Genomic DNA, 11,723 nt, shown 5'->3' with positions numbered 1-11,723 from the left:
GTTTACTCGGCAGCCTCGGTGACGCCCGCGAGGATCGCGTGGATCTCGGCCTCTTTGATGTCGTCATGCTCGGCGATAACAACCAGACGCGAACGGCGCTCTTCCTCTGGTCCCCATGGGCGGTCATATTGGTGACGGACGCGTGCGCCCACAGCCTGAACCAGCAGGCGCATGGGTTTGCCCTGTACTGCCGCATAACCTTTGACCCGCAGGATGTTCAGCTCGGTCGCCAGACGTTCGATCTTGGCGACCAGATCGGCTGGATCGGATTGTTCCGGCAACTCGACGATGATGCTTTCGAAATCGTCATGTTCATGATCGTGGTGACCGTCGTGGTGCGACGGACGCGCATCCATGTCGTCTTCGGCAGCCGCTTCCAGGCCAAGTACAACGCGGACATCCACAACGCCCTCGGCAACTTCGACAACAGGCAGGGGGCGCGGTGCTTCGGCGGCGATCACTTCTTTGGCCTTGGCCACACCTTCGGGCCCTGCAAGATCAGGCTTGGTCAACAGGATGATGTCGGCGCACGAGATCTGATCCTCAAACACCTCGGACAGGGGCGTTTCGTGATCGATCGAGTCGTCGGCGAGGCGCTGGGCATCGACAGCTTCGACATTCGGGGCAAAGCGACCGGCGGCGACGGCCTCGGCATCGGCCAGAGCGATCACGCCATCGACAGTGATCTTTGAGCGGATATCCGGCCAGTCGAACGCTTTCAGCAGCGGCTTGGGCAGGGCGAGGCCAGAGGTTTCGATCAGGATGTGCTCGGGGCGCGGCTCCAGCGCCATCAGGGCTTCGATGGTTGGGATGAAGTCGTCGGCCACGGTGCAGCAGATACAACCGTTTGCCAGCTCCATGATGTTTTCCGCAGGGCAATCCGGGATGGCGCAGGATTTCAGGATATCGCCATCCACGCCCACATCGCCAAACTCGTTGACGACAACAGCCAGACGTTTGCCCTGCGGGTTCTGCATCAGGTGTTTGACCAGCGTTGTTTTGCCCGAGCCCAGAAAGCCGGTGATCACGGTGACGGGAAGTTTTTCGAGATTCGACATGTCAGGCTCCAATCGGGGGAATGCGCGAAGCGCAGTTTTTGCGGAAATGTTCAGGGCGCTCGCGCCATTTCACCAGGCCATCTTCGGTGGCCAGATACTTGGTTGCGCCGTCGACGATTACATCGACATGGTCCACTTCGTTCAGGTTTTCGTAAACGAAGGTCCAGCGATCGGGACCGCCGCGCAACACGATAGAACAGCCCTGATCGCAGTTCGAAAGGCATTCGACAGGTTTCAGGGTGATGCCTTCGGGCAGCTCTGCTTGTTCCAATGCCTGGTGCAGCAATGTACCGGGGCGTTGCGCATCGTCTTCGATGGGCAGCCCGCGGCGGCAGGTCGTGCAGACCAGCAGTTCGACCGGTGTGGTCTCAGTCATGTCTCTCATCCCCCCAAATCCTCTTCGCGGGGGACGGGGTTTCAAGCGGGCCACGTGTTGCAACATGGACCCGATACCGGAACACCCCGCCCGGTTTCAACTTCGGGTGCTGGCAGGTCTCCCGGCTTGCGGATGTCAGAGGCCCGGTACGTCAGGGTCCTCTGTCGGATGTCCCGCCTTCCCGGCCTAGGCCAGTGGCATTGGGCACCCTCTCCGGTCACGGTCGCGGGGGCGGCTGCGTTTGGCGGAAGATCCGTTGACGCATTCCCTTTTCATCGGCTCTTGCCGACACCAACGAATGGGTCATGCGGCACCGCTGGCCCGCTTGTCAAGCGCGTTGCGCGTAACATCAGGAGGCGGGTGTGAAAAGCGACCTGTGGTTGTCGTTGGGCGGCATGATTGGTCAGATAAATCCGTGATCGCATGACAGGTACAAGCCAGCAGGGAGAGGCGACATATGAAAGTAGGATTCATCGGGTTGGGAAACGTTGGCGGCAAGCTTTCGGGATCCTTGCTGCGGAACGGTATTGATCTGACGGTGCATGATCTGAACGCGGATCTGGTGGCCGCGTTTGTCGCCCTTGGCGCAAAGGCAGCCGAAGGCCCGGCACAGTTGATGCGCGATTGCGATGCGGTCATCACCTGCTTGCCATCGCCTGCGGCGTCAGATGCGGTCATGCAAAAGATGCTGCCCGAAGTGGGCCCCGGCAAAATCTGGATGGAGATGTCGACAACCGATGAGGCCGAGGTCAAGCGTTTGGGGGCCGAGGTGATCGAACGCGGAGGCGCGGCAGTGGACTGCCCGGTTTCGGGCGGGTGCCATCGGGCGGCCACCGGCAATATCTCGATCTTCGCGGGATGTGACCGTGCGACTTTTGAGCGGATTCTGCCGTTTCTGACCACCATGGGACGGCGTGTTTTGCACACGGGTGAATTGGGCTCTGCCTCGGTTTTGAAGGTGCTGACCAACTATCTGGCCACAGCCAACCTGATCACCTGCGCCGAAGCGCTGGTCACGGCAAAGGCGGCGGGCATGGATCTCAACACGACATATGAGGCGATAAAAATCTCGTCCGGTACGTCCTTTGTGCATGAAACGGAAAGTCAGGTCATACTGAATGGTTCGCGCGACATCTCCTTCACTATGGACTTGGTGAAAAAGGACATTGGTCTGTTTCAAGAGGTAGCGGACCGCGCCGGGGTGCCTCTGGAAATGAATCCGGTCATGATCAAGATTTTTGAAGATGGCATTGCCCGGTATGGCGATCGCGAGCTGTCGCCGAATATCATCAAACGTCTGGAAGAGGCGACTGGTTTGGACATCACAGCCCCCGGTTTCCCGCCGGAGATGGAAGATGATGAACCGGAAGAGCCGGGGTATGAGGTTGTCCCGCAAGGCCGGGGTTTGGCGTAGAGGTTCAGCCTAATCTTTCCAACGACATGTCATCGGCAATTGGGGTGGGGCAGTCCAGAAATCCGGCCCCGATTGCCGCGCTAGTACATAACGTTGATCATCACCAACGAAACGACAAGGAACAGCGCGGTCATGATGCCGCCTGAACGGACAAAATCCATGACCTTGTACCCCGCCGGACCCATGATCAGTGCATTGACCTGATGGGTCGGGATGATGAAGCTGTTCGAAGTGGAAATGGCAACGGTCAGCGCAAAGACTGCAGGGTTGCCTCCGGCAGCCACTGCAATGGACACAGCCAGCGGTACGAGCAGAACGGTGGCGCCAACATTCGACATGACCAATGAAAACGCCGTTGCCAGAACAGCGATGCCCGCTTGAAGCGACCAAAGCGGCCAACCGTCAAGAATGACCATGATCTGCTGCGCGATCCATGCGGCCGTGCCGGTGTTCTGCACGGCCTGTCCCAAAGGTATGAGGCAGGCAAGCAGGAAAACAGTGTTCCATCCAACGGCACGGTAAGCCTCATCCACGCTGAGAACACGGCTCAGCATCATGCCAGCTGCGCCGGTGAGTAGACAAAGAGAAAGGCGTACGTCGGTGAACAGGATCAGGCATATTGAAATAGCAAAAAAAGCAAGCGCCCACCCGACTTTCTGAGGTCTCAATTCCTCCTGTGGGAAATCGCTTGTGACCACAACGAAATCCGGATCGCGGGTGATCCGCATCAGATTGTCCCACCGCGTGTGTGCGACCAGCATGTCACCAGCATGAAACTTTTCCAGCCCGATCTGAGTGGACTGATGATCATCGGTCTCTACGTGGCTGAGCGTTTCTTCCCCTCTGTGAATAGCCAGAAGCGACATACCGTATGTCTTGCGGAACAAAAGCTCGCGCGGGCATTTGCCGATCAATTTACTGTCGGGGGTAACGACAACTTCGGCGACACCGGCGTTGGTGGGTGCGAACTCCTCAACAAAAACATCCAGATCGGGAAGAACTGTTAAGCCGAATTTCTTCGCAAAAACCTCTACCTCGCCACGCCGTCCAACAATCGCCAGCCGACAAGGGGCTGCGATTTCAGCGGTCAGAACCTGAACCATTGACGTTTTGCCGCGATAGAAGGTTGAAATGATGTACAGGTGGTTCTCATGGTTGATATCGGCCAGGATCTGCCCGACCAGCGGGCTGTCTGCAGGCACAACAACTTCGAACACATCTGCCTTTAGCCCATACACCCGCTGCAAATACTCTTGTGTGCCCTGACCGGTGCCCGTGTTGTCTGCCCCTTCCTGCACAGGAAGAACCCAGCGTCCCAGCAGCAGAAAGTACCCGATGCCTGTCAGGATCAGTACCGCCCCGATCGGTGTTACCGAGAACAGCCCGAACGGCTGCATTTTCTGATTATCCGGCAAGCCGTCATTGGCCGTTTGGATCAGGTCGTTGAGCAAGATCAGCGGTGAGGACCCCACCATCGTCATCGTCCCCCCCAGGATCGCACAGAACCCCATCGGCATAAGCAGTCGCGACAGCGGTATTCCGGATCTCGTGGATATCCGGCTGACAACTGGCAGGAACAAGGCGGCGGCGCCGACGTTTTGCATGAAGGAAGAAATGACGCCAACAGTTCCCGAGATGATCGGCAGCACGCGGCTTTCCGATTTGCCGCCGTACTTCAGAATAACGGCCGCAACCTTGTTCATGATGCCGGTTTTGTCCAAGCCAGCACCAACGATCATGACCGCAATGATCGAAATGACCGCGTTTGACGCAAACCCATCAAACAGACGCGGCACATCCGCCAGATTTTCTAGGCCGGGTGCGTAGCTTAGCAAGCCGACAAGAACCAAAACCAGTATGGCGGAAAGGTCGATTCTGACGACCTCGGACACAAATAGGAAAACTGTGAAGGCGAGAAGGGCGCAAACGACCCCCATCTCGAAGGTAAAGGCTATGTGTTCCACTAGACGTCCAGAACTTATTACTTATTCTGAAATAAACCTTTAGTTCATCCCGCATTCATTGTCATGAAATTTCGCTTGAGCCCCAAATTTTGACATAATGTTACTCATGCGACTATGTGCATTTAGGCCCCCGCCCATTGCATCTCACTTCAAATACTTGGGTCGTTGCCTCATCGCATGCCTCAGGGCATCAATTCTTGTTTGTTTGGGTTGCGGTTTTAATGAAACCCATATGCCAGGACAATCACGCAAAATGCTACGTTCACAAGCTTCGAAAACTCAATGCTAACGTGGAAACAAGATGTTGTGGAGGCGAGTACCGGAATCGAACCGGTGTACACGGATTTGCAATCCGCTGCGTCACCACTCCGCCAACTCGCCTTTTCAAGTAAAATCAAATACTTGCCGTGGTGTGCGAGGGTTTTTAGCAGCTTTCCTGGAGGGCGTCCAGTGGATTGCGTGCAAATTTGGCGACAAGAATGAATTTCGCATGAGCTGGCGCCGGATTATTTCGACACCTTGGCTGGGTTGCGGCAACAGGGCCGTTGCTGGTCGGGTCAGGATGTGGCACAAGCCGGACATCCATGGGAATGAGACGAGATATCCAATGACAGATTTCGCAGCCCGGCGCCGCACAATGGTTGATACACAGGTCCGACCCTCTGATGTCACCAAATTCCCGATCATCGAAGCAATGTTGAGCGTGCCACGCGAAAATTTTGTTCCTGATGCTCAGCGTGAAGCTGCCTATGTCGACGGTCTGATCGATATGGGCGAGGGGCGCGCTATGATTGAGCCGCGGACACTGGCCAAGATGCTGGATGCGTTGAACATCTCGAATGATGAGATGGTTCTCGATATCGCGCCGGCCATGGGGTATTCCACGGCGGTGGCCGCGCGCATGGCGCAGTTGGTCGTAGGTGTGGAAAGTAACGAGGCACTGGCGGCTGAGGCGCAAAACCTTCTGGCCGAAGCAGATGTTGATAATGCCATCATTCATGTGGGTCCGCTGGAGCAGGGTGTTGCCGAACATGGCCCCTACGATGTGATCATGGTGCAGGGCGGTGTCGAGCAAATCCCCGAAGGTTTGCTGGATCAACTCAAGGAACATGGCCGAATCGCGTGCTTGTTTGTCGACGGCAACTTGGGGACGGTGCGGGTTGGTCGGAAGTCTGGCGGTCAGGTCAGCTGGCGCGACGCATTCAACGCCAGCGCGCCGGTCTTGGAGAGTTTTTCGGCTGAGTGTGCATTTTCGCTATAGTCCGCCGATAGATTTTTCTTCCGCCTTGATTAGTTGAAAACAAGGCCGCAAACTGCCTGCAGGGCAGTGTAATTTCGTTTTGAGAGGATTTCGGTATGCGTGGTTCAGCGACAGGCAGGCTGGTCAAGGTATTCGCAGTGACCGCAGGGCTTGCCATGAGCGTAATGCCAGGGCGCGCAGCGTGGGCTGATAACATAACAGACGCCTTCATCGGTGCGTATAATACAAGCGGTTTGCTGGAGCAGAATCGGGCGCTTTTGCGGGCTGCGGATGAAGATGTGGCTATTGCGCTTTCAGCGTTGCGGCCAATCGTCAACTGGGCCGTGCAGGTAAGTCAAGACTACACCCGGTCGCGGGTCAATAACGTAGTCACGACGAACGAGCCGTCTAGGTTTTTTACCGGATTAACGCTTAGCCAATTAGTATATGATGGTGGGGCTTCGATTCTGGGCAAGCAATCAGCGCAGGAAACTGTTTTGGCGACCCGGCAAACCCTGATTGACATCGAACAACAGGTTCTGATCCGTGCGGCAAATGCCTACCTGGGCGTGTTGCTGCAGGAAGAAACCGTAGCGATCCGCCAAAACAACGTTGAGGTTTCGGCTGAAGAACTCAGAGCATCGAATGATCGCTTTGAAGTCGGAGAAGTCACGCGTACGGACGTTGCCTTGTCCGAAGCGCAGTTGGCGAACTCGCAGGCGGATTTGGCGGTCGCGCGTGGTGAGCTGAGCATCGCGCAGGCTGAATATGTGAACGCGGTTGGCAAGGCACCGGGGCGTACAGCGGGACAGCCGAGTTTGCCCAACCTGCCGCGTTCGGAGGCGGAAGCCGTTAGTTTGGCGCAACGCAACCATCCCGCGATTCTCTCAGCGCAGCATCAGGTTCGCGCGAGGGATCTAATCGTGGAGCAACAAAGGGCTAACTTGGGTCCGAATGTGTCGCTTGACGCCGATGCAGGTGTTACTGAACGCTATGATAACAGCGATTATGTCAACGATGCGAGCATCTCGCTGACTTTCCGGCAGCCGATCTATGCCGGTGGTCGCTTGGCAGCAAGTGTACGGCGTGCGATGGCGGTACGTGATGCCGACCGCGCGAACCTACTAAACGTGCAGAAGAACATCACTCAAGGTGTCACTGACCGTTATGCGGCGTTCCAGGCGGCCACCGCCAGCCTGAGGGCATCGACTGAACGGGTTCGTGCCTCGCAAGTGGCGTTTGACGGGATTCGCGAAGAGGCAACATTGGGCGCGCGGACAACTCTGGACGTGCTGAACGCTCAGCAGGACTTGCTGGATGCGCAATTGGCCGAAGTTGCTTCACGCACTGAACGCTCGCGCGCGGCTTACCAGTTGTTGCAGGCTCAGGGTCTGCTGACGGCTGAACGTCTGGGTTTGGCGGTGCAGATTTACGATCCTACCTTGTATTACAACCTGGTCAAAAAGGCACCGGCACAGGTCAGCAAACAGAGCAAAGATCTGGATCGCGTCCTCAAAGCATTGCGTCGGGACTGATCGGTCATACTATTTGTTGTGAGGTTGAGATTGTTTGGCTACACTCGATCCAAGGATAGAGCGGTAGAGAACAATGACTGATAATGTCGTAAAAGCAGGGATCGAAGACGTTCTGTCTTCGGTCAAACGTCTGGTAAGCGAAGATAACCGCGATAAATCCGTCTCGGATCAACAGCCTGTATCGAGAAAGCCGGGGCGGCTGGTTTTGACGGATGCTTTGCGTGTCAGCGCGCCCAAGCAGACCAATGGGGTTCCCACCCAGACCGACTCGGACCTCAAGATATCCGACTCGGCGAAACCCATGTTGCTGCGGGCCTGCGATATTGTGCAGGCTGGCAAGCCGGCCAACGCCGCAGAGGACGCGGCCGATGCGCCTAAACCTGCTCAGTCTGCGGATGCTGCCACCAGCTTAAGCGCTAAGATCGAAGCGCTGGAAGCGGCCATTGCACAAACAGAAGATCAATGGGAACCGGATGGCGACAGCGAAGATGCTTACTCGGGCACACCGTCGCAATCTTTGCCGTGGAACGTAGAAGCAGAATTTGCCGCAGCCGAGGCCGTCGGTTCCATTGACATTGAGCAAGCTGACGCGTCCGACGATGAGGGCGAAGCACACGTTCAAGCTGAGTTCATCCGTTCGCCGAGGGCCGAGACCGAGGTGATCGCAGAGCCTGCCGTCGATGACAGAAGTATCGACATGGATGAAGAGGATCTGCGCGCCCTGATCGCCGAAGTTGTCCGGCAAGAGCTGCAGGGCACGATGGGCGAGCGGATCACGCGGAATGTGCGCAAGATGGTCCGGCGCGAGATTGCACGTGCCCTAGCCGCAAAAGATCTGGAGTAACGCCTAGCTGCGCCTAGGGGATTGGGAGAGGCTCAGCAGCAGATCAAGATCCATGTGGCGTTCCAAATGGTCTGCCAAGTCATCCAGAACCTGTTCGACGCCATCCTCATAAGCGACGTCCGAGGTCACGCCCAGCGTTGAAAGGTAACGCGCGCGGAACGTGTCAGACGAAAAGATACCGTGCAAATAGCTGCCCTTGATCCGTCCGTTGGCGCTGGCGGCACCTTCTGGTTTGTCTTCGACCTCCAGCCATGCACGGTCACAATCAGGTCCTTCAGTGTGTCCCATATGGATTTCATACCCGCTGACCGGATCGCGGTCGGGCAGGGCATGGGCCGAGCGTAGAATGACTTGCTTTTGTCCGCCCATCACAGTGTCGACATCCAGCAACCCCAAGCCTTCGACCTTGCCGGGTCTGCCGTCGACCCCATCCGGGTCGGAAATGGTTTTACCCAGCATTTGATAACCGCCGCACAGGCCCAGAACATGCCCGCCGCGGCGCACGTGGCCGTAAAGGTCGATGTCCCAACCCTGCGCTCGAAAATAGGCCAGATCCCCGATGGTGGATTTGCTGCCCGGCAGCAGAACCAGATCGGCATCACCGGGCAGGGGGCGTCCGGCTGGGATGATCTCGACACTCACGTCTGGTTCAGCGGACAGCGGGTCGAGGTCGTCAAAATTGGCCATCCGCTCCAGCTGAGGCACAACCACCTTACACGTGCCGCCGGTATGAGAGCGAATGTCCATCATATCCTCAGCAGGCAATTTCCACGCGTCATGGAACCAGGGCACGACGCCCAAGCAGGGCCAACCAGTACGGGCGGCGATGTCGTCACGCCCTTCGTCAAACAAAGACACGTCCCCTTTGAACCGGTTGACAGCAAAACCCTGGATCTGCGCCAGGTCGCCACCGTCCAGCACAGCCTGTGTGCCAACGATCTGCGCGATCACGCCGCCACGATGAATATCACCGACCAGAACCACGGGAATACCTGCGGCGCAGGCAAACCCCATATTGGCGATGTCACCCTTGCGTAGATTGGTCTCGGCCGGGCTGCCCGCACCTTCGATCAGAACCAGATCCGCATCCGTACAAAGCCGGTCAAAGCTTTCCAGCGCGGCCCCCAGCAGCTTGGACTTGTCCTTTCGGTAATCCCCGGCCTTCATCGTACCCGCACGCTGCCCTTGAACGATGATCTGAGCACCGGTGTCCGTCTCGGGCTTCAGCAATATGGGGTTCATATCTGTATGGGTCGCCCGCTTGGCTGCACGGGCCTGAAGCGCCTGCGCGCGACCGATCTCGCCCCCGTTTTCGGTGACGGCCGCATTGTTTGACATGTTTTGTGGCTTGAACGGAGCAACCCGCATCCCCCGCCGTGTAAAGGCGCGCGCAAGCCCGGCCAAAAGAACCGATTTTCCGACATTGCTGCCAGTGCCTTGAATCATGATGGCGCGAACCATGGGTTGTCTCCTATATGTCGAGGCGCAGATGACTTGATTTGAGCGGGAAGGGAAAGACCTGGATGAACACACCAGCGCATCTTTTGATCGGGGCTGCCGCTTTTGCCCGACCGCCGCAGGGCCGTATCTTGTTGGCTGCAATGCTGGGGGCAGTGCTGCCGGATTTGTCCCTGTATCTCATGGTGGGAGTGTCGTTGTTTGTATTGGGCATTCCGGAACAGGTGGTCTTCGGGCAACTGTACTATTCGCAGGCCTGGCAAACCGTCTTTGCGATCGACAACTCCTTTATCCTTTGGGGGATTGCATTGTTGCTGGCAGTTTGGCGTGGCTGGCACGCCGTGGCTGTCGGAGCAGCGGCAGGTTTGTTGCACCTAGCGACAGATTTTGTGCTGCATGCAGGCGACGGGCGACCTCAATTCTGGCCGCTAAGCGATTGGGTGTTTCACAGCCCGGTCAGCTATTGGGACAGCAGCCATCACGCATTATGGGTGGCTCCAGTTTCTGCCGCAGTTTGTCTTGCTGCGTATGTCGCACTGTGGCAGCGCGGTCTGTCCGTGTGGGGCAAGTCCATGTTTGGCGTCATGCTGTTGGCCGAAGTTTGGGTGGCACGGCAGTGGCTGTTGTTTTTCTAGCCTTTTGGACATCGAGGTAGAGCATAGAAAAACGCGCTCTGTCGGACAGAGCGCGTTTTTTCTGTGCGAACTCGCTTTAGTTCAGGCGGCTTCTGCGTGCTGAGCGGCGTTGCGGCGCTCGCTTTCTTCACGGGACAGTGCGACCGAGGTCCGTACACCGCGACCAACGAACTCCATCAGTCCGCTGACAACCCGCTCGTTCGGGTCAATACCCGCGCAGGACAGAACTTCGCGCCCATCGCGCGAACGGGCCCAGCGGGCGATTTGTTCGGGGCCATTGCCGTATTTCTTGTCATCGGCGATAGCGTCATCGAGTGCAGCCAACACAACGGCCGCGAAAAGTTTGCGCGCACGATTGCCTTGCTCGTTGTTAAAGGCAGTGCCGTCAACGAAATCTCTCATCTCGTCTTCCTTGTTGTTCTTGCTCTTGCATTTTCGGCGTGAGGGTCCTTATGACCTATTAGGTGCGATTCGGATACAGCTAAAATGCATAGTTGCGTTGCGTCACTTGCATGGCTTGCTGCAAGTGCAGCACTAGGTGTCGTTGTCTTGTCAGGTGTGATCCCGCCAGATATAGGGACCGCAACTGATGCATCAACCGTTTGTGAAGGATTTATGTAATGCCCAAGATAAATGGGAACGAAATTCGCCCCGGCAATGTGCTTGAGCATAACGACGGCCTGTGGGCAGCGGTCAAGGTTGACCACGTAAAACCGGGCAAGGGTGGGGCGTTTGCTCAGGTCGAACTGCGCAACCTGCGCAATGGCTCAAAACTCAATGAACGCTTCCGCTCAGCAGACAAGGTCGAGCGTGTTCGCCTTGAGCAGAAAGATCAGCAATTCCTGTATGAATCCGACGGGATGCTGGTGTTCATGGATGCAGAAACCTACGAACAGATTGAATTGCCGGCAGATTTGCTGGGCGAACGTCGCCCGTTCCTTCAGGATGGCATGACCATTGTCGTTGAATTCTACGAAAGCGAGGCGCTGAACGCTACGCTGCCGCAGAAAGTGACCTGCCAAATTGTCGAGACCGAGCCGGTCGTCAAAGGCCAGACCGCTGCAAACTCGTTCAAGCCTGCGGTGCTGGACAATGGCGTGAAAGTCATGGTGCCTCCTTTCATCGGTCAGGACGAAATGATCGTCGTGAACACCGAAACGATGGAATATTCCGAACGTGCGTGACGTTCCGTCACTTTG

The 11,723-nt window shown here is 56.9% G+C and carries 11 protein-coding genes, 1 tRNA gene and 1 riboswitch; of the genes, 6 read left to right on the top strand and 6 right to left on the bottom strand.

The window, feature by feature from the left end; translation table 11 throughout:
- Positions 1-2: 2 nt before the first annotated feature.
- Together cobW and GS636_RS04500 are read right to left on the bottom strand one after the other, a co-directional pair.
- On the bottom strand, positions 3-1,058 hold the full coding sequence (cobW, locus tag GS636_RS04505) for a cobalamin biosynthesis protein CobW (RefSeq protein WP_171668591.1): 1,056 nt from the start codon (positions 1,056-1,058) through the stop codon (positions 3-5).
- 1 nt (position 1,059) lies between these two features.
- A complete protein-coding gene (locus tag GS636_RS04500; protein WP_171090997.1) occupies positions 1,060-1,434 on the bottom strand; it encodes a DUF1636 domain-containing protein in 375 nt (124 codons plus the stop codon).
- A gap of 93 nt (positions 1,435-1,527) precedes the next feature.
- Positions 1,528-1,745: riboswitch (cobalamin riboswitch) on the bottom strand.
- A 146-nt stretch (positions 1,746-1,891) separates the two neighbouring features.
- Between GS636_RS04500 and GS636_RS04495 the strand changes: the two genes are divergently transcribed.
- Entirely contained in the window at positions 1,892-2,848 is a 957-nt protein-coding gene (locus GS636_RS04495; protein WP_171668590.1) for an NAD(P)-dependent oxidoreductase, read from the top strand.
- A gap of 80 nt (positions 2,849-2,928) precedes the next feature.
- Here the strand turns inward: GS636_RS04495 and GS636_RS04490 are convergent, their stop codons facing one another.
- Both GS636_RS04490 and GS636_RS04485 read right to left on the bottom strand, forming a co-directional pair.
- Positions 2,929-4,785, bottom strand: a complete 1,857-nt coding sequence (locus GS636_RS04490) for an SLC13 family permease (protein WP_171186249.1) — start codon at positions 4,783-4,785, stop codon at positions 2,929-2,931.
- 334 nt (positions 4,786-5,119) lie between these two features.
- Positions 5,120-5,193: transfer RNA gene (locus GS636_RS04485), tRNA-Cys, on the bottom strand.
- 226 nt (positions 5,194-5,419) lie between these two features.
- On the opposite strand from GS636_RS04485, the gene GS636_RS04480 reads away from it, so the two are divergent.
- The 3 genes from GS636_RS04480 (at position 5,420) to GS636_RS04470 (ending at position 8,431) form a co-directional block, all read left to right on the top strand.
- Positions 5,420-6,073 carry a protein-L-isoaspartate O-methyltransferase gene (locus tag GS636_RS04480; protein WP_171668589.1) on the top strand — a complete coding sequence of 218 codons (654 nt, stop codon included), beginning with the start codon at positions 5,420-5,422 and terminating at the stop codon, positions 6,071-6,073.
- 95 nt (positions 6,074-6,168) lie between these two features.
- The gene (locus tag GS636_RS04475) at positions 6,169-7,587 is read left to right on the top strand and encodes a TolC family outer membrane protein (protein WP_171668588.1); all 1,419 of its coding nucleotides are present in this window, start codon (positions 6,169-6,171) and stop codon (positions 7,585-7,587) included.
- Between the two features lie 73 nt (positions 7,588-7,660).
- Positions 7,661-8,431, top strand: a complete 771-nt coding sequence (locus tag GS636_RS04470; RefSeq protein WP_171668587.1) for a hypothetical protein — start codon at positions 7,661-7,663, stop codon at positions 8,429-8,431.
- A gap of 3 nt (positions 8,432-8,434) precedes the next feature.
- On the opposite strand, the gene GS636_RS04465 is transcribed toward GS636_RS04470, so the two are convergent.
- A complete protein-coding gene (locus tag GS636_RS04465; RefSeq protein ID WP_171668586.1) occupies positions 8,435-9,892 on the bottom strand; it encodes a cobyric acid synthase in 1,458 nt (485 codons plus the stop codon).
- Positions 9,893-9,954: 62 nt separating this feature from the next.
- Here GS636_RS04465 and GS636_RS04460 point away from each other — a divergent pair, with 62 nt between their 5' ends.
- On the top strand, positions 9,955-10,524 hold the full coding sequence (locus GS636_RS04460; RefSeq protein WP_171668585.1) for a cobalamin biosynthesis protein CobQ: 570 nt from the start codon (positions 9,955-9,957) through the stop codon (positions 10,522-10,524).
- An 81-nt stretch (positions 10,525-10,605) separates the two neighbouring features.
- Here the strand turns inward: GS636_RS04460 and GS636_RS04455 are convergent, their stop codons facing one another.
- Positions 10,606-10,926: a DUF6280 family protein gene (locus GS636_RS04455; protein WP_171090939.1), complete on the bottom strand. Its 321-nt coding sequence runs from the start codon at positions 10,924-10,926 to the stop codon at positions 10,606-10,608.
- Between the two features lie 218 nt (positions 10,927-11,144).
- On the opposite strand from GS636_RS04455, the gene efp reads away from it, so the two are divergent.
- Entirely contained in the window at positions 11,145-11,708 is a 564-nt protein-coding gene (gene efp / locus GS636_RS04450; RefSeq protein WP_170459112.1) for an elongation factor P, read from the top strand.
- Positions 11,709-11,723 lie beyond the last annotated feature (15 nt).

It is taken from the genome of Ruegeria sp. HKCCD4884 (assembly GCF_013110855.1).
GTDB lineage: Bacteria > Pseudomonadota > Alphaproteobacteria > Rhodobacterales > Rhodobacteraceae > Ruegeria.
The sequence above is the reverse complement of the archived record's forward strand: the minus strand, read 5'-3'. Positions and strand labels throughout refer to the sequence as shown.